This window comes from Actinoplanes subglobosus, from assembly GCF_042650585.1.
Taxonomy (GTDB): domain Bacteria; phylum Actinomycetota; class Actinomycetes; order Mycobacteriales; family Micromonosporaceae; genus Actinoplanes; species Actinoplanes subglobosus.
On the sequence record NZ_JBHSBL010000005.1, the window covers coordinates 75,805 to 94,502 of the forward strand.

13 protein-coding genes are annotated in these 18,698 nt (G+C 72.5%); 5 read left to right on the forward strand and 8 right to left on the reverse strand.

The window, feature by feature from the left end:
* Positions 1-146: 146 nt before the first annotated feature.
* A complete protein-coding gene (gene glnA / locus ACFO0C_RS03935; protein WP_378065109.1) occupies positions 147-1,571 on the reverse strand; it encodes a type I glutamate--ammonia ligase in 1,425 nt (474 codons plus the stop codon).
* Positions 1,572-1,762: 191 nt separating this feature from the next.
* Here glnA and ACFO0C_RS03940 point away from each other — a divergent pair, with 191 nt between their 5' ends.
* Entirely contained in the window at positions 1,763-2,137 is a 375-nt protein-coding gene (locus ACFO0C_RS03940; protein WP_378065110.1) for an RDD family protein, read from the forward strand.
* Here the strand turns inward: ACFO0C_RS03940 and ACFO0C_RS03945 are convergent.
* Together ACFO0C_RS03945 and ACFO0C_RS03950 are read right to left on the reverse strand one after the other, a co-directional pair.
* On the reverse strand, positions 2,123-4,309 hold the full coding sequence (locus ACFO0C_RS03945) for a hypothetical protein (RefSeq protein WP_378065111.1): 2,187 nt from the start codon (positions 4,307-4,309) through the stop codon (positions 2,123-2,125). The two genes, ACFO0C_RS03940 and ACFO0C_RS03945, sit on opposite strands and share 15 nt — an antisense overlap.
* Positions 4,310-4,313: 4 nt before the next feature.
* Complete coding sequence (locus ACFO0C_RS03950) at positions 4,314-5,294, reverse strand: hypothetical protein (RefSeq protein ID WP_378065112.1); 981 nt, start codon at positions 5,292-5,294, stop codon at positions 4,314-4,316.
* 203 nt (positions 5,295-5,497) lie between these two features.
* Here ACFO0C_RS03950 and ACFO0C_RS03955 point away from each other — a divergent pair, with 203 nt between their 5' ends.
* From ACFO0C_RS03955 to ACFO0C_RS03965, 3 genes are all read left to right on the forward strand, one after another.
* Entirely contained in the window at positions 5,498-5,854 is a 357-nt protein-coding gene (locus tag ACFO0C_RS03955; RefSeq protein ID WP_378065113.1) for a WXG100 family type VII secretion target, read from the forward strand.
* A 23-nt stretch (positions 5,855-5,877) separates the two neighbouring features.
* Positions 5,878-6,162, forward strand: coding sequence for a WXG100 family type VII secretion target (locus ACFO0C_RS03960; RefSeq protein WP_378065114.1), 285 nt, complete (start codon positions 5,878-5,880; stop codon positions 6,160-6,162).
* A gap of 147 nt (positions 6,163-6,309) precedes the next feature.
* A complete protein-coding gene (locus tag ACFO0C_RS03965) occupies positions 6,310-7,662 on the forward strand; it encodes a S8 family serine peptidase (RefSeq protein ID WP_378065115.1) in 1,353 nt (450 codons plus the stop codon).
* 233 nt (positions 7,663-7,895) lie between these two features.
* On the opposite strand, the gene eccB is transcribed toward ACFO0C_RS03965, so the two are convergent.
* Entirely contained in the window at positions 7,896-9,248 is a 1,353-nt protein-coding gene (gene eccB, locus ACFO0C_RS03970; protein WP_378065116.1) for a type VII secretion protein EccB, read from the reverse strand.
* Positions 9,249-9,255: 7 nt separating this feature from the next.
* Positions 9,256-10,665, reverse strand: coding sequence for a type VII secretion integral membrane protein EccD (eccD, locus tag ACFO0C_RS03975; RefSeq protein WP_378065117.1), 1,410 nt, complete (start codon positions 10,663-10,665; stop codon positions 9,256-9,258).
* 75 nt (positions 10,666-10,740) lie between these two features.
* Between eccD and eccCa the strand changes: the two genes are divergently transcribed.
* Complete coding sequence (gene eccCa / locus ACFO0C_RS03980) at positions 10,741-14,691, forward strand: type VII secretion protein EccCa (protein ID WP_378065118.1); 3,951 nt, start codon at positions 10,741-10,743, stop codon at positions 14,689-14,691.
* Between the two features lie 118 nt (positions 14,692-14,809).
* Here the strand turns inward: eccCa and ACFO0C_RS03985 are convergent, their stop codons facing one another.
* From ACFO0C_RS03985 to ACFO0C_RS03995, 3 genes are read right to left on the reverse strand one after another with little or no spacing between them, the layout of a single operon-like run.
* Complete coding sequence (locus tag ACFO0C_RS03985) at positions 14,810-15,742, reverse strand: hypothetical protein (protein ID WP_378065119.1); 933 nt, start codon at positions 15,740-15,742, stop codon at positions 14,810-14,812.
* Positions 15,739-16,944, reverse strand: coding sequence for a type VII secretion protein EccE (locus tag ACFO0C_RS03990; RefSeq protein WP_378065120.1), 1,206 nt, complete (start codon positions 16,942-16,944; stop codon positions 15,739-15,741). The genes ACFO0C_RS03985 and ACFO0C_RS03990 overlap by 4 nt, the downstream gene beginning before the upstream one ends.
* A gap of 17 nt (positions 16,945-16,961) precedes the next feature.
* Complete coding sequence (locus ACFO0C_RS03995) at positions 16,962-18,620, reverse strand: right-handed parallel beta-helix repeat-containing protein (RefSeq protein ID WP_378065121.1); 1,659 nt, start codon at positions 18,618-18,620, stop codon at positions 16,962-16,964.
* Positions 18,621-18,698: the final 78 nt, after the last annotated feature.

Sequence of the window (18,698 nt, forward strand, 5' to 3'; positions counted from 1 at the left end):
CGCCGGGATCGACGTGGACGATTTCGCCGGTCGGCACTTCGGATGACACGCCACGAGATCACGGACGAGTGGCGCGACTGGCGACTCCGGAAGGCGAAACGGCGGCCATGCCGGAGCATGACCGCCGTTTCGGCAAGCGACGAGCGTCAGACGTTGTAGTACATCTCGAACTCGTGCGGGGTCGGGCGGAGCCGGACCGGGTCGATCTCGTTGGTGCGCTTGTAGTCGATCCACGTGGAGATCAGGTCGTCGGTGAAGACGCCACCGGCGGTCAGGAACTCGTGGTCGTTCTCCAGCGAGTTGAGCACCGCGTCGAGGGAACCCGGGACCTGCTTGACGTCGCCCCACTCCTCCGGCGGCAGGTCGTACAGGTCCTTGTCGATCGGGGCCGGGGGCTCGATCTTGTTCTTGATGCCGTCGAGGCCGGCCATCATCTGGGCCGAGAACGCCAGGTACGGGTTCGACGACGGGTCCGGCACGCGGAACTCGATGCGCTTGGCCTTCGGGTTGCTGCCGGTCACCGGGATACGGGTGCAGGCGGACCGGTTGCGCTGCGAGTAGACCAGGTTGACCGGGGCCTCGTAGCCGGGCACCAGGCGCCGGTACGAGTTGACGGTCGGGTTGGTGAACGCGAGCAGCGACGGCGCGTGGTGCAGCAGGCCGCCGATGTACCAGCGGGCCGTGTCGGACAGTCCGGCGTAGCCGGTCTCGTCGTAGAACAGCGGCTCGCCGTTCAGCCAGAGGCTCTGGTGGGTGTGCATGCCGGAGCCGTTGTCGCCGAAGAGCGGCTTCGGCATGAACGTGGCGGTCTTGCGGTGCTCCCACGCGGTGTTCTTGATGATGTACTTGAACAGCTGCATCTGGTCGCCGGCGTGCAGCAGGGTCGAGAACTTGTAGTTGATCTCGGCCTGGCCCGCGGTGCCGACCTCGTGGTGCGAGCGCTCGACGGTGAAGCCGGTGTCGACGAGGCGGCGGACCATCGCGTCACGCAGGTCGCTGTAGTGGTCGACCGGGGAGACCGGGAAGTAGCCACCCTTGAAGGCGGTCTTGTAGCCCTTGTTGCCGCCCTCTTCCTCGCGGCCGGTGTTCCAGGCGCCCTCGATCGAGTCGATGTAGTAGAACGACTGGTGGGCGGAGGTCTCGTGGCGGATCGAGTCGAAGATGTAGAACTCGGCCTCGGCGCCGAAGTAGGCGGTGTCGGCGATGCCGCTGGCCGCCAGGTAGGCCTCGGCCTTCTTGGCCACGTTCCGCGGGTCACGCGAGTACGCCTCGCGGGTGAACGGGTCGTGGATGAAGAAGTTGAGGGCCAGCGTCTTCTGGATCCGGAACGGGTCGATGAAGGCGGTCGCGACGTCCGGCAGCAGCATCATGTCGGACTCGTGGATGGCCTGGAAGCCGCGGATCGAGGACCCGTCGAAGGCGAGGCCGTCGGTGGCGACACTGTCGTCGAACGACTCGACCGGGATGTTGAAGTGCTGCATCACACCCGGGAGGTCACAGAAACGTACGTCGACGAACTTGACGTCCTCGTCTTTGAGGTATCGCAGGAGTTCCTCGGGATTGGCGAACACACGTCCTCCTGGCACAGTTTTCCGATACCGGGCGGCATGAGCCGCCACCTGGCAAGGCTGGTCGCGACGTTATGGGTCCGGAGTTGCCCCGGCGTATCCCTATTGTTTCCGCCGTGTTACGTAGTGCGTGGAGCAGGCACGGCGGTAGCGCGAGCCGGTCAACCGGACCATATCGCGTACCCTCGGCAGCCGTGGTTGCTTTGAACGAGGCTGCAGGTCTCGGCCCGCGGCTCGGTGCCCTGGTGATCGACTGGGTGCTCTGTCTCCTGATCGCCAGTCTCTACGCCAGCCCCGCCGAGAAGTCGTGGCCGGCGGTGCTCGTCCTGGTTCTCGCCAACACCTTCTTCCTCGGCCTGTTCGGTCAGACGCCCGGCATGCGGCTGCTCCGGATCCGCTGTGCCTCCTATCCGGACGGCGGTGTCATCGGTCTCGGCCGCGGTCTGCTGCGGGCGGTGCTGCTCGGTCTCTTCGTCCCGGCGATCATCCTGAACAGCCAGGGGCGCGGCCTGCACGACCGCGCCGCCGGTTCGATGGTGGTGCCAGTACCCCGGTCACCGGCCCCGTAACGCCCGGCCGATGTCCTCTTCCGGCTGCTCGTCACCGCGTCCGGCGATGACACCGCCGCCGGGTGTCCGTACCCCGAAGGTTTGATCGGTGGGGATCGGATCGCCGCCGCCTCGCCGTTTGCCCAGTTCAGGGGCGACGGTGCCGGGTCTGGTGGGTTCGGCGGCGTCCTCCGGCCGGGTGGCCGCACGGCTGCGCAGACCCCACGGCCCACCGTCCGGCCGGGCGCGTTCCGGCGCGTCGATCACACCGTCACCGGCACGTCTGCGGGCGGCCTCCGCACCGAACATGTCCGACCAGGCGGTCGAGCCGCGGTCCGCACGCGGCGGGCGCCAGGGCGGGGGAGCGGCCGGCGAGGTGGGCCGGTTCAGCACGGGCGGCGCGGTGCCGCCGGGCCGCTGCGCGGCGGTGTTGGTCCGGGTCTCCGCGGCGCTTCCGGGCCGCGTCGGACGATCTTCAACCGGATTCTTGAGTACGGGCGGAGCCGCCGGAGTGGGTGGTGGGCCGAAGGTGCTCGTCCCCGGCGGACGGCCGGTGCCGCCAGGACGCCCTCGGTCACCGGGCCGCCCGGGCGTTGGTGGTGTGACGCCGGGCCGCCCGGGGGTGGGCGGAGGCGGGGTGACGCCGGGGGTGTTCCGGGCCGGCCTGCCGTTCGGGGTCTGCGGGACCGGAGTGGTCGTGCCGGGGCGGGACCGACGGTCGCCGGGCTGACCGGTGATCGGGGGAGGGGTCACGCCGGGTGCCGTCCTGCCGGGACGACCGGTCTGTGGCGGTGGCGGAGTCACGCCGGGCGTGGTGCGGCCGGGCCGTCCGCTCTGCGGCGGCGGGGTGGTGCCCGGAGTGGTCCGGGTGGGCCGCTGCGCGCCGGGACGGGTGGTCGGTGCGGGGACGACCGCCGGGCCGGTACGCCGGATCTCCCGGCCGCCACCGGGAGGAGTCGCCGGCGCGGCCGGACCCGACGGCCGCCGGATCGTGCGCCCGGGCGGGAGCCCGCCGGGCGGAACCACCACGTTCGGCCCGAGGCCGGGCCGTCCCACCTGTGGCGGGAGTCCGGGGCGGACGGTGCCGGGCGGGATCACCACCGGCCCGCCGGTCCCCGGTGGCACGGTGCCGGTGCCGTTCCCGGTGCCGGGAACGCCGCCGGGAAAACCGCCCGGAACCGGTAGCGGCTGGCCCGGTACCGTGCCCGGCACCGTGCCGGGTACCGCTCCCGGCGGGAGTGCCCCGCCCGGCGGGAGCGTCGCGGGGGGCGGAAGTGCGCCAGGCGGCAGGGCTCCCGGCTGCGGAAGTGGAACGCCGGGAGGAAGCAGTCCCTGGGGCGGGTTCTGACCGGGCTGGAGTCCGCCGGGCAGCTCGGCCGCGGGCGGCGTGTTCCCGACCGGCAGGACGGGCAGTGCCGGGGCGAACTGTCCCGGTCCGCCGATCCCGCCCGGTCCGCCGATCCCGCCCGGTCCGCCCAGCCCGGCGCCGGGCTGGTTGAGCACGGCGTTCATCGGCTGGACCGGCGGCCCGGACCCGTTGGAGAGCACCGCGATGTAGTCGAAGAACTGGTCACCGTAGTGCTGGGCCAGCCGCTGCGCCTCGATCCGGTACCGGTCGCGGATCGCCGCCTGCTCCTCGGAGACGAACTCCTGGGCCGCGGCGTCCCAGCCCTGGCCCTCGGACACCCAGGCCTCTAGGTTCTCCAGGAAGCTGACGTCGGCCGCGTCCCTCATCTCCCGCTGGTAGGCGATCTCCAGCCGGGCCATCGCGTACCGGGCCTCGGCCGAGACGTTCACCAGATGCCGCAGCGCGGTGACGTTCTGCTGGGCGGCGTCCATCCACATGTCCAGATAGGCCAGCGTCTCGCCGGGGCCCATCTTCAGGAACGCGTCCCGGGCGGCCGGCGACTGCCAGGCCTCGTCGCGCAGCACGTCGCTCTGCTTCAGCAGGAACACGCGCACGTCGGCCAGGAAGCCCCACGCGTTCTGCCACTGGTCGGCCAGCGCCGCCATCTCCTCCGGGTGCATGTTGGAGATCCGCAGCGAGATCCGCTCGACGGTGTCCGGGTTACCCGGCCCGGGCGGCGCCGTGTAGGGGAGTGTCGACGGCGGGTAGCTGCCGTAGTGCGTCTGCCCGCTGTACTGGCTGTACCCGTAGTTCGGGTTGGCGGTGAAACCGTAGTGGTCGGCCATCGTCTCAGCCGATCGCCCGGTGCCGGCCGCCGTCGGTGGCGATGCCGGTCACGATCCGGTTCTTCTCCACGAGCTCGCCCTCCTCGTTGCGTTCCGACACGACCTGCACCCGCTCACGGGTGGACGGGTCGGTGCTCTCGACGGTCCGCTGGACGGTCTCGCCGGCGCCGTCCCGGATCTCGGTGCTGCGGTCCACCACACGGTCGCCGTCGAACCGGGTCCGCGACTCGGTCGTACCCGTCGGCTTGCCGTCCGCCCCGAAGTTCTCCTGCACGACGATCTCCGTGCCGCCGGTGACCCGCGTCGACGTGCGGGTGGTCACCGACGAGACCGTCTCGCCGTTGCTGCCGAAGATCGTGGTCGTGACCGTCGTCGCCCCGCCCGGCGGCGTGAAACTCATGACCTCACGGCGCTCCCCGTTCGGCCCGGTCGCCGTCTCCATCGTCTGGTAGGCCGAGAGCGGCGTGTTCGCGGTCACCGTCCAGTCGCGGCTGTCCGCGGCCGGGGGCAGCGCGGCCAGCGCCGACTGCTGATCCTGGAACGTCCGCCCGATACCCGGCGGGAGCCCCTCCGGACGGGCGGCGCCCGGGTCGCCGTACGCATAGAGAATGTCGTTGAGGGAGGCCGCGCCGACCGCGTCGCCGGCGCCGTAGCTGTCCGCGACCGTCCGTGCGGCGCTGCCGATGTTGCCCACCGACTCGGCCAGTTTCTGCAGGTAGACGGTCAGTTCACCGGCGTTCGCCACCAGCCGCGCCCGGACCGCGTCCGCCTCGCCCAGCACCTCGCCGCTGAATGCCTGACCCGGGATCTCCCCGAGCGGCCGCAGATAGGCGGCGCGTGACGCGATGTCGGCCTGCTGGTTCGTGAGCGAGGTCGCGTAGTCGCGGAGGCCGTCCAGGTCGACGTCGACCGCGGGGCCACCGGCGAGCCACGGCGCGGCCGTGTTCGTCGCGGTCTGCTCCGCGTAGGGATTGTCTGCGGCCATCACGCCCTCCCCGTCGATATGTCACTGCAATTGATCAATTGATTCCGGTGACGCTGGAGAGTACGCGCGCATGCCGGATCAGGTTCGACGGAATTCTTTTGAAAAAGCTTCGAACCGGCCCCGCGGCGGTGGCGTACGCAGAGACATAACCCACTGGCGGACCGAACCCCCGGAACGCCGGACACGAGAATCGGGGAGAGATCGTGGCAGGAACGCCGGGCATGGGTCAGGTCCATGCCACACAGGAACAGCTCAACGCCATGGCCACCCGGTGCGCCGACACCGGACAGAACATCTCGCGGGGCATGGGCCAGTTGCTCGGTCAGATCCAGGGCCTCAGCGGCGGCGCCTTCGCCGGAACCGCGAACAACGCCCTCCAGGACGTCTCGGCCCAGCTCAACGACGGTCTGGCCAAGATCATGCAGGCGCTGGACGAACTCGGCGGCAAGATGTCGGCCGCCTCGCAGACGTACGGCGTGAACGACGACGAGGCCGCGCAGGCCATCCGTGGCGCCGCTGCCGGTGGCGACAGCGCCGTTCTCAGTGCCCTCCGCGGCTGACCCGGAATCGGAGACCTCACATCATGAACATCACCTACAACTTCGGACAGATCGCCGACACCTCGGCCTCCATCAACAGCTTCCAGGGCCAGATGGACCAGCAGCTCAACGACCTGTACACCGCGTTCACCCAGCTCTTCGCCCAGGATTGGACCGGCGCCGCCGGCACCGCCTGCGACGAGGCCCGGCAGAAGTGGAACCAGGGCGCCACCGAGATCAAGCAGGCGCTCGCCATGGTCGGCGTCAAGCTCGGCGCCTCGGCCGAGCGGATGCAGCAGGTCGACGCACAGATCGCCGCCAACATGTGACCACTCCGCCCCGCTTCACCGATCGACCGCCGGAATTCCTGCCGGCGGTCGATCCTCTGTCTCCGGAAATGGCAATTCCGTGCGGATTTCAGAAGGTGCACGAGATCGTTTCCCTGATTCCGATCCGAGCAACGGAATATATGTGACATGAGAACGACGGCGATCACCCGGCTCGGCCTGCTCCTGTCGATCATCGTCCCGTTTTCCGGCGCCGCCGCTCTCCCGGCTGTTGCCGCCGGTTCTCCGGCGCCCGATCTCGGACGATTCACCACCGCTTCCGGTGGTCGACCGCTCAAGATCGGCGGGGTGGGTGTTCGTCCGGCGGTGCCGGGGCAGAACTGTGCGGAGCCCGGAAAGGACCGGGTCGACGGCTCGTGGGCCCGGGTCATGCTCCAGGCCGACGCGGTCCGGGCACTGGAGGACGGCGGGGCGACCCGGGTGGCGGTGCTCTCCACCGGTGTCGACCAGGGACAGCCGCAACTCGACGACCGGGTGCTCGACGGAGCCGACACCGTCGACAACGCGGGCGGCGCCGACCAGGACTGCACCGGAACCGGCACCCAGGTGGCGGGCACCATCAGCGGCCGGCCCGGCGGCGGCGACGGGGACGCCGCCGGCCTCTCACCGGGCTCCACGATCTTTCCGGTACGGGTGATGCCCGACGACCCGGCCGGCTCCGAACCCAGCCCCGGAACCCTGGCCCGGGGCATCCTCGCCGCCGTCCAGAACGACGCCGACGTGATCGTCGTGGCCGCGCCCGTCTACCGGGACGACCCCGGCCTCGCATCGGCGGTCTCGACCGCCCTGGCACAGGACGTCGTCATCGTGGCGGCCGCCGGAGACCTCGGCGGGCGCGACGACGGGAACCCCGATCCGTACCCCGCCTCGTATCCCGGAGTCATCGGCGTCGGCGCCATCGACCAGAACGGGCAGATCTCGCCGACATCCCAGTTCGGCGACTATGTCGACCTGATCGCGCCCGGTGTCGCGGTACCCACGTTGCAGACCGGCCGCGGCGTGGTCGAAGCGTCCGGCACAGCGATCGCCGCCGGATTCGTGGGCGCGACGACCGCACTCCTCCGGGCCCGGGACCGGAACCTGTCAGCCGCCGAGATCACCCGCCGCCTGCTCGCCACCACCAGCCCCGCCCCGTCCGGTCCCGCCTTCGGCGCCGGCGTCGTCAGCCCCTACGCCGCCCTCACCGCCCAGGTGGTCGACACGAGCGCCCGCCGGCTCCCCGCCCTCGAACCGGCACCCGTACCCGACAACACCACCGAACTCCGCCGCCGGGCGATCGCCGTCAACACCGCCGTGGCATCCGCGGCCCTGGTCACGGCCCTGCTGCTGGTCGCCGCAGCGGTACGCCGAAGCCGCCGCCGCACATGGCGCCCCGGCCTCGCCCCCCACCTGACGGCCCCATCCGAGCCCCTGGAACCCGGCCCCCCACTCATGCTCCTCGACACCCCACCCACGCCCTCAGCCCCGTCCCGCCGCCCGTGACCCACCCACGCCCGTACCACGTCGGGTTGGAGGGCTGTCCGGGCGGCGGTGGGTCTTGGTCGGCTGGCTCTTGCCGTTTCCTCGCGTGGGGAGGGGGCGTGGAGGGGTAGCCGTCAGGGCGGGATCGCAGCCCGGCGGGCGCGTTGTCGGGCGTGAGGGGGTGCCTGCGTCGCGGGGGACCGGCGGGACGGCATTGGTGCTTTGAGGGCTGGGTGGCCGTACCGGGAAAGGGGTCAAGAAGCGGGCAGAGTGGCCGCCGCGGGGTCGAGGGTGACGCCCGCCGGGATCGCGTTGATCAGAGCGGTGGGGACCGTGGCGGCCAGCGCGGGGGTGTAGCCGAGACGGGCCAGGGCGTCGGGGCTCGGGATGGGGTGCCGTAGGCCGACGTCGGTGACCAGGGTGAACGTGCCGGAGCCGGGTACGCGGAGGAGGGCGAACCGGCCGCCGGCCACCTGGATGCGGTCGGCGAGGGGGCGGCCGGGATCGGCGGTTCCGCTGGTGGGGATGGCGGCGCTGTAGGCCGTGGCGGGGCCGCCGACCGTGATGTCGGGAGGTTTCGCGGCGTCGCGTGTGACCGCGCACGCGGACTCGTCGCCGGCCACGTCCGCCAGGCGGGGGACCTGGTCGGGGCCGCGGACGGCAGGGTCGCCGGCGTCGAGAGTGCGGCTCTCGGGGATGTCGGTGAGGTCGTTGACGCCGATCTTGCGGGGTTCCCCGAAATCGTCGCCGGCGCTGAGGACCACCTGCTGCACGGCGGTGATGGGGGCGCGGCCGTCGGCGAGGATCAGATTGAACTGGCGGCCGCTGCCGGTTTCGGTCACCAGGATGTCGCCGATGTCGAAGCCGGGGGCCGCGTCCGACGGATCGCCCAGGTCGCGGACGGTGAGCGGGGCGATGTCGGCGCCCGACGGGAGGGCGTTGAGCCAGGCGGTGCCGATCCGGATGGCCGCCTGGTTGCCGAACAGGGCGACGACGGTGGTGCGTTCCGGGATGCGGTGTTTGCGGCCCTGCCAGATCAGGTGGGTGGCGGTGCCGTCGGTGACCAGGGCGGCACGGTCGCCGAGCGGTGTGCCGGCCGGTCCGGGGGCGCCGACCAGCAGGATCGACGTGGGACGGTCGCCGGGGACCGCGCACATCGCCCACGGGAGGCCGGCCTGGCCGGACGCGTCGGGCAGCGAGGCGGGGGCGCCGGCGATGCCGATCGTGACGCCGCGCGGGGTGCCGGCCAGGGATTTCGCGGCGATCCGGTAGACGGGCGGGTTGGGGCGGCCGGACGCCAGTTTCGCCGAGGTGAAGTTGACGGCCGGGTTGAGACGGCCGCGGAGGTAGACGAAGCTGGCGCCGCTCTCCCGCTCGACGACGACCGAGCCGTCCTGCTGCCACTGGTTGGCGCCGGTCCGGGTGAGCAGGCCGTAGATGCCGAAACCGGCGGCCACCAGGACCGCCACCATCAGGCCGCCGAACAGGGCGCCGATGCCGCGGCGCAGCGGCGACTGGGCCGGATCGGTCTCCCGCATCACGAACGCGGAGATCACCCGCTGGTTCATGAACTGGTACGACTGCAGCTGGTCGCGGCGCGAGATCATCGGTGGATCACCCGCCGAGCGAGGCGAACAGGCCCCTGATCGTGTCGAAGAGCCCGGCGACCGCGCAGGCCAGCGGGATCAGCGCCATGATCGCGATGATGTCGAGGATGTCGGCGGCACGGCCCAGGTAGGGCGACGGCGCCTTGCGGCTGTAGATCAGCGCCGACGGCAGGGCCACCCCGGTGACGACCGCGGCCAGGGCGACCAGGACCACCCCGGAGACGGCGCCGGTGACGACCGGGCCGACACCCAGACCGGTCAGGCCGAGCAGGCCGGCGGTGAGCAGCGGCACCCGTTGCTGCGGTGTGGGCAGCAGGCGCGCCCGCAGCAGCAGCGCGGCGATCGCGGCGATCATCAGGAGCACCGCCGACGTGTCCGGACCGGACAGTGCCAGCCACGTCATCACCACGATGCTGCACAGCGCCGCCGACAGGATGAAACCGGTCAGCACCTCGGTCGCCCGCACCACCGCGGCGAACACGTCGGCCCGGCGGGGCATCCGCTGATCCTCGAGGATCTCCTCGGCCCGGGCCGGCAGGTCGGGGAAGGGCAGCCGGCCGAGCCAGCCGGCCAGCACCGGATAGGCCGGGAGCAGCCCGATCGCCGTGGTCAGCGCCACCGCGGCCGCGCCCTCGGCGGACACCCCGGCGAACACCAGCGTCGCCGCGATCAGGCCGGTCAGGGCGGCCGCGATGCCGGCGACGAAGAGCCTGGTCAGCCCGGCCACCCCGGCATGACCGAGCACACTGACCACCAGCAGCGCCGACGAGCCGAGGACCAGGCCGGGCGCGCCGACCGCGAGGAAACCGCCGCCCGGCTCGGTGAGTAGCCAGGCGCCGCCGAAGAACGCGTACGGCAGGCCGCTCGCCGCGACCACACCGCCCGCGTTCGCGTCCTTGAACGCCCGGGACAGCAGGATGCCGAGCACCGCGCACGCCAGCGAGACGGCCAGCGCGATCACACCGGGGAGCACCCAGCCGGGGCCGGTGGCGGCCAGCCCGGCCAGGCCGAGCAGCAGCGCGCCGGCGGTGACGGCCAGGCCGCAGCGCCGGGTGGCGGCGGGACTCCAGGTGCGGCCGGCCCGCCGGGAGCCGCCGGCGATCACCTCGACGACGTCGTCGTACGCCAGCTCGGGCCAGTCCTCCCGGGCCGGGTCGAGATGGAGCAACTCGCCGTCGCGCACACCCTGCGAGGCCAGATTGCGGCCCGGCTCCAGGGTGGTGCCGGTGGCGCGGCGCAACACCCAGCCGCCGTAACGCTCGGACGGCTCGCCCAGCGCGCCCTCGGCATGCCGCAGCAGGTGGGGCAGCAACTCGGCGACGAGCATGTTGTCGGGCAGCGCGAGATCGAGACGGCGGGTCGGCGCCGCGACGGTCACCCGGGCCAGCGAGGGCCCGCTTGCTGCGGGTGCGCTCACAGTGGACAACGTAGCAGGATCGGACACCGATCACGGATAGGATGATGTCGCTACGTCACAGACGGGGAGCCCAGAGTGACAGTAACGATCATCAAGCGGCCACCGCGCCGGCCCGCGCCCGTGATGCCGTCCGGCGAGGTCCCGCTCGATCCGCCGCCGGAGATCCCGCCACCGCAGGGCAAGGGCTGGAGCCGGATGCTGATGATCCTGCCGATGGGTGCGGGCGCGGCGGCGATGGGCCTGATGATGGGGGCGCAGCGGGGCGGCCCGATCACCTACGTGGCCGGCGCGATGTATGGGGTGTCCATCCTCGGCATGTTCGCGATGATGCTGACCAACACCTCCGGCCCGGGCAAACGCGAGATGGTCGAGGCCCGCCGGCAGTACCTTCGTCACCTCTCCCAGCTGCGGGCGCAGGTCCGCGACACGATCCGCCGCCAGCGGGAGGCGCTCTACTACCGCAACCCCGATCCGGAGACGCTCTGGACGTTCACCGACAGCGGCCGGCTGTGGGAGCGGCGGCGCGGCGACGCCGACTTCACCGTCGTCCGGATCGCGGTCGGCCCGCAGGAGGTGGCGACCCGTCTCGTGCCGCCGCAGACGCGGCCGGTCGACGAGCTGGAGCCACTGTGCACGATGGCGCTGCGGCGGTTCCTCAACACCTACTCGGTGGTGCCGGACCTGCCGGTGTCGGTGGCGTTGCGCGACTTCTCGCACATCTACGTGCGCGGAGCCGACCGGCACACGCACGACTTCACCCGCGCGTTGCTGGCCCAGATGGTCACCTTCCACGCCCCCGACGACCTGCGTATCGGCGTCTGCGTGCCGGACCACGAGCGGGCCCGGTGGGAGTGGGTGAAATGGCTGCCGCACACCCAGCACCCGGGCAAGACCGACGCCGTCGGGCCGGTGCGCCTGGTCGCCCCGAGCGTGCCGGCGCTGGAGGCGATGCTCGACGACGTGCTGGTCAACCGGCCCCGTTTCGACCCGGCGGGTGCGCCCGGTGGCGGGCCGCACGTCATCGTGATCATCGACGGTGGTTCGACGGCCGGCTCCGACCACCTGATGACCGAGGGCGGCGTCGCCGGTGTCACCATCGTCGACCTGTCGGTGCCACCGCCGCGGCTGCTCGACGACAGCTCGGTGGTGCTGGAGATCGCCGCCGACGGTGCGGTCACCGGCACCACGATGGACGGTCCGACCGAGGTGGGGCGGGCCGACGTGCTGAGCCCGGCCGAGGCCGAGGTGCTGGCCCGGGAGCTGGCACCGCTGCGGCTCTCCGCCGCCTCGCAGGCCGACGCGCCGGCCATCTCCCAGGACACCGGGCTGGCCGAGCTGCTGGAGCAGGAGGATCCGTACGGGATCGACCTGAACGAGCTGTGGGCGAGCCGGCCCAACCGGGACCGCCTGCGGGTGCCGATCGGGGTCGGTGCCGACGGCCGCCCGGTCGAGCTGGACCTGAAGGAGTCGGCGCAGGACGGCATGGGCCCGCACGGCCTGCTCGTCGGCGCGACCGGCTCCGGCAAGTCGGAGCTGCTGCGCACGCTGGTGCTGGCGCTGGCCATGACGCACAGCCCGGAGATCCTCAACCTCCTGCTGGTCGACTTCAAGGGCGGCGCCACGTTCGCCTCACTGGACCGGCTGCCGCACACCGCCGCGATGATCACCAACCTGGAGGACGAGCTGCCCCTGGTCGACCGGATGCTCGGGGCGATCCAGGGCGAGCTGACCCGCCGGCAGGAGCTGCTGCGCAAGGCCGGCAACTACGCGTCCCAGCGCGACTACGAGCGGGCCCGGTCGGCGGGGGTGCCGCTGGCCCCGCTGCCCAGTCTGCTCTTCATCGTCGACGAGTTCTCCGAGCTGCTCAGTGCCCGGCCCGACTTCATCGACATGTTCGTCCAGATCGGACGGGTCGGCCGGTCGCTCGGCATCCACCTGCTGCTGGCCTCGCAGAAACTGGAGGAGGGGCGGCTGCGCGGGCTGGAGTCGCACCTGTCGTACCGGATCGGCCTGCGCACGTTCTCGTCGATGGAGAGCCGGGCCGTGCTCGGGGTGCCCGACGCCTACGAGCTGCCGCGGTCGCCGGGGCACGGCTATCTGCGGACCGGCACCGACGGGCTCATCCGGCTGAAGGCGGCGTACGTCTCCGGGGCGGTCCGGCAGAACGGTGACCTGCCCGGCGCCGGTGGCCGTGGCGGCAACCCGATCCGTGACTTCTCCACCTTCTACGTCGCGCCGCTGCTCGACCTCCCGCCCGACGCCGGTGCGGAGAGACCGGAGGAGACCACGGTCGGGGACACCCTGATCGAGGTGCTGGTCCGGCAGATGGAGGGCAAGGGCGCGCCCGCCCACGAGGTGTGGCTGCCGCCGCTGGACAAGGCGTCCACGCTCGGGCAGATGCTGCCGCCGGTGATCACCGTGCCGGAGCGGGGCCTGACCGTCGACGCCGAGGACCGGCACGGGTCGCTGCACGCGCTTGGCGGGATCGTCGACCGGCCGTACGACCAGCGCCGCGATCCGATGTGGCTGGACCTGTCCGGTGCGGCCGGCAACGTGATGATCGTCGGCGCGTCCCAGTCGGGTAAGTCGAACCTGCTGCGCACGCTCGTGGTCAGTCTCGCGCTCACCCACACCCCGCGGGAGGCGCAGTTCTACGGGCTCGACTTCGGTGGCGGGCCGGTCAGTGCGCTGGCCGATCTGCCACATGTCGGCGGGGTGGCGACCCGGCGTGACGTGGACAAGGTGCGGCGCACCATCGCCGAGCTGCACGGGCTGATGCGGGCCCGGGAGGAGCTGTTCGCCGCGGAGAACGTGGAGGGCGCGGCGGCGTATCGGCGGGCCCGTGCGCAGGGGCGGTTCGCCGAGGACGCGTTCGGTGACGTCTTCCTGGTCGTGGACGGCTGGTCGACGCTGCGCACCGAGTTCGAGGACCTCGAGACGACGGTGCACGAGCTGGCCAACCGTGGTCTCGGATTCGGCATCCACGTGCTCGCCGCGACGAACCGGTGGATGGACGTCCGCCCGCAGATCCGGGACGTCTTCGGCACCCGGATCGAGCTGCGGCTGGGCGAGGCCGCCGACTCGGTGATCAACCGGCGTGAGGCGGTGAACGTGCCGGAGGACGCGCCCGGCCGCGGTCTCACCCCGGACGGTTTCCACTTCCTCGCCGCGCTGCCCCGTATCGACCGCGAGCAGCGCACCGACGACCTGGCCGAGGCGGTCGCCGAGCTGGTCCGCGACGTCGCCGCACAGTGGACGGCCGCGCCGGCGCCGGCGGTCCGGCTGCTGCCGGCCGAGCTGCCGTTCGAGGCGCTGCCGCCGGCGCGGGGTGGGCTGGTGCCGATCGGCATCGCCGAGGCCGACCTCCAGCCGGTCGTGCTGGACTTCGACGCCGAACCGCACGCGCTGCTCTTCGGCGACGTGGAGAGCGGCAAGAGCTCGTTCCTGCGCAGCCTGGCCCGGTCGATCGCGGCCGCGCACAGCCCGTCCGAGGCCAGGCTCCTCCTCGTCGACCTGCGGCGCAGTCTGCTCGGCTGCGTCCCACCGGAGAAGACCATCGGCTACGGCACGTCGCACCAGGTCACCGCCGACCTGATCAACCAGGTGGCGGTGGCGATGCGGGAGCGGCTGCCCGGCCCCGACGTCACCCCGGAGATGCTCAACAACCGCAGCTGGTGGAAGGGCCCCGAGCTGTACGTGCTGGTCGACGACTTCGACCTGATCGCGTCGGCCACCCCGAACCCGCTGACACCGCTGCTGGAATTCCTGCCGCAGGCCCGCGACATCGGCCTGCACCTGGTGATCACCCGGCGGATCGGCGGCGCCGGACGAGCGCTGTTCGACCCGGTGATCGGGCGGATCCGGGAGCTGGCCTCGCCCGGGATCATGATGTCCGGTCAGCGCGAGGAGGGCCCGCTCTTCGGCAACCTCAAACCACAGCCGCTGCCACCCGGCCGGGCCTGGATGGTCACCCGCAAACACGGCGCCCGGCTGGTGCAGCTGGCCTGGTCACCGCCAATTCGATAAAGCCGATATGGTACGGAATAGACGGCCGCCCGCAACCGCATCGATCGTGTTCCGTCTCCACGACGCGACGTCCGCGGTGGTCCCGGCCGCGACGCGGCCGCCGGGGTGTGGCCGCTGGTCACCGTCGTGGCAGTCCCACGTACTGCTGCTCGATCCCGGTCTGGTGCAGGAACAGATAGCGGTCGTCCCCGTCGCCGATCAGCGCCACCATGTCGTCGTTCATCGTCTGGAGCAGCTGCCCGCTCTGTGGCCGTAGTCGCAGTGCCGCCGCCGCGAGGGTCGCCTCGTCCCCGCCGAGCCGCTGGAGCACCACCAGCCCGGCCTCCTGCACCACCGGCACCCCCGGCCGGTCCAGCTGTCGCAGCACGGTCAGCTGGGTGTGCCACGGCCCCAGCGGCGGGCTCGTCATCGGCCCGGACACCCCCAGGTCGTAGACGGTCAGCAGCGGGGTCTGCGCGGTCCCGCCGTACGGCCCGGCCGGCTCCCCGGACATCACGGTCAACCGGTTCGGCTGCCCGGTCGACCGCTCGCCGAAGCCCGCCCACGCCCGTGGCTCGGTCGTCACCACGACCACCCGCACCCCCACCGAGAACGCCCGGAAGATCAGCAGCTGGGCCGCCCACACCCCGCCGACCAGCGTCACCCGGACCGGCTCGGGAGCGAAGAGCCGCAACGGCACCGGCGCCTGCCGCTGGTCCCGCCCGAGCAACAGCCCCGCCGACGAGGACGGCGTGACCGTCACCCGGCGCAACCCGGACCGCGGCACGGTGTGCCAGCCGATCCGTAGCCGGCTGGTCTGCCCCGACGGCCCGGTCCGGTCCCGCGGCCGCTCACCGTCCGGCCCCGGGGGCGGCCCACCCGGCTGGTCCGGTGGCCGGGTCAGCGGGGTCGGCGTGGCCAGGGGCGCGGACGTGACCGCGGGGGCGACCGGTGCCCGCGCGATCGGCACGGCGGCCCGGGCGACAGCGGGCGGCGACGGTGCCGTCCGCGGCTGCGGCGGCGCCTGCTGCTGGACGGCACGCTCCTCCGGGACCGGCATCGGGTAGCTCATCCCGCGCCACCCCCGGTCGGCGCTGTCGCGTAGGCCGCCGGCCCGTGCTCCCCGTCGAGTGCCTGCAGCTCGCCGCCGGCCCGCCGGACCCCCTCGACCAGCACCCGGTCCAGTGCCCGCAGGTCCGCGTCGGGCCGGGTCGCCAGCCGGATGAAGGCCCGCACCGGCACCTCGTCGCCGCCGCCCGCCCCCAGGACGAGCGCCACACTCGTCTGCGCGGCCGGCGCGGTCGACGCCCACGCGAACAGCGACCCGATCTCGGTCGCCGACGCCGGCCAGGTCCGCAGCCAGTACGTCCGGTGCACCAGCCGCGCCGACCGCCAGTGGGTCCAGGCCTCGTCCACCCCCGGCCCGTCGGCGAGCGCCCACGGCTCCACGTCGCACGAGCGGGCCAGCAGCGCCAGCAGCCCCTCCGCGTCCAGCGGCTGCCCGGTCACGCCGAGCCGCCGCAGGCTGGTCACCAGCTTGCGGGCCAGCCCCGCGACGAGCGCGGCGGCCGCGTCCGGGTCGGCGGTGTGGTCGAGCAGCGCCTCGGCCAGCGTCTGCGCGTCGACCCGGATACTGACCGACGACTCGCGGAACGACGGGACCGGGCCACCCCCGGCCGACTCGGACAGCATCCGGTAGGAGGCGCCGGACGGCGAGGCGGCCGGCACGTCCGGGCTCGGCGCCGGCACCGTGTGCGTGACCAGCTCCATCACCAGGCCGGGCTGGCCGGTGCCGGAGAGGACGCCGAGCAGCGAGTCCAGCGGGAGCGGCGCGGCGGCCGGGTCGAGCACGACGACACCGAACCAGCCGGCCTCGTCGCGGGCCACGCCGACCGTACCGTCGGAGGCCGTCACGTCCTGGACGGTGAGGCCCGGTGCGACGGTGCGCAGCGCCGCCAGCACCGGGCCGGGCCGGGGATCGATCCGGGCCGCGCGGCGCCGCCGGTGGTCGCGGGCCAGCTGCCGGTGCTCCAGCCACCAGCGGTGCTGCCGCCGGGAGAAGAAGACGAACAGCAGCGCCGCGGAGCCCGCGCCGACGAGCAGGAGCACCAGCGGGGTGGCGGCCAGCGACGCGGCGAGCGCCAGCACCACCGCCTCGGCGACGAGGATCTGCGCGAGGCTCAGCGACCCGAGATGCCCGCGCCGGGGCACCGCACGGACCGCGACCGCCGGCGGCGGGGCCGCCCGATAGGTCGTTCCTTCACCACGATGCACGTCTCACCCCCTGTCTCTCAGCGTGTGGCCACCCGCAGATCGGCGAGCATCAGTGTCCGGAGGTCGTCGCGGCTGGGCATCCGCCCCATCGCCCGCAACCGGCCCGACTGGGCCTTGCGCATGCCCTCCAGCAGCTTGCGGGCCTCCCGCGCGTTGCCGAAGTTACGGTCCCGCTCCAGCTGTCCGAAGTGCTCCCACAGCGCCTCCGGCAGCCCGTCGGCGAACACGTAGTCGTCGTGCCGGGCGATCCGGTCGGCGATCCGCACCAGCTCGTCGGGACCGTAATTCTCGAACTCCATGGTCTTGGCGAACCGGGAGGCCAGACCCGAGTTGGCGTCCAGGAAGTCGGACATCTCCCGGGTGTAGCCGGCGACGATCACCGCCACCTGGTCGCGGTGGTCCTCCATCAGCTTCACCAGCGTGTCGATCGCCTCCTGGCCGAAGTCGGCGGCCGCCCCACCGGCCCGGGCCAGCGTGTACGCCTCGTCGATGAACAGAACCCCACCCATCGCCGCCTCGAACACCGACGTCGTCTTCTCCGCGGTGTGCCCGATGTACTGCCCGACCAGATCACGGCGGGACACCTCACGGAACTGCCCGTTCGGCAGCACACCCAGCGCCTTCAGCAACTGTCCGTAGATGCGGGCGACAGTCGTCTTCCCCGTCCCGGGGGCGCCCGTGAAGATCAGGTGATGGCTCACCGCGCCGACCGACAGGCCCGCACCGCGCCGCCACTCGTTCACCTGGATCTCGTCGATCAGCGCCCGGACCTCCTCCTTCACCCCGGCCAGCCCGATCATCGAGTCGAGCTCGGTGAGCAGCCGCTCCACCTCGGCGGCATCCTGCGCCGCGCCGGCCGCCAGCAGGCCCGCCTGCGGCAGCCCGCCGCCGTCGCTCAGCGTCACCGTCGCCTCGGCGCGGGGATCGACCCGCACCGGCGGGCCCGCGGTCTCCTCCACCCGGCACCGCTCCACCACGGCCGTGCAGCCGGGTCCCACCACGATCCCCGGCCCGGCCGTCTGATGCACCCAGGTCTCGACGATCCGCGGCGAACTCCCGTGAGCTGCCACGATGCCCGCGTCACCGGTGCCGGAGACGTCACAGCGCTCGATCAGCGGCCGCCCCGACTGATAGACGTAGACACCGCGGTGACCGCAGTCGGTGATCCGGGAGCCACGGATCACCGGATCGGCGCCCAGCCGCACGATCACCCCGTCGTCCGAGACACCGCGGACCTCACACGAGTCGACGGTGCCGCCCGCGTCGGAGAAGACCAGACCGTGCTGCCCCGAGACCACCCGGACCTCGGCGGCGTCGACCGTCGCACCACCGTCGGCCTGCAGACCGGCGCCGTAACCCGCCGACAGCTCACACCGCCGCAACCGCACCCGGCCGCCGCCGGCCGCCACCGCCGGATAGTCGTCCGACACCAGAGCCAGCCCGTCCACCTCGACGTCACCGGAGGCCACCGCCAGCGCCGGACCGTCCAGACCGGACGCGTCCACGACCGCCGACCCCGGATCACCCGACGCCCGCAACGTCAGACGCCGGCCCACCAGATCGACACGCTCCCGGTAGGTGCCCGGATCCAGCGTGATGACGGCCCCGTCGGGAGCCACCTCGAGAGCGTCACGCAGAGTCGGATAGGTGCCCGGAACCGCCAGGGTGCTGACCACGAGCGGAACTCCTTCGTGCCCAGGGTGCAGGTCGGCGTCACTGTCCGGCGTGGACCGCCGGACAGAGGCGTAGACCCG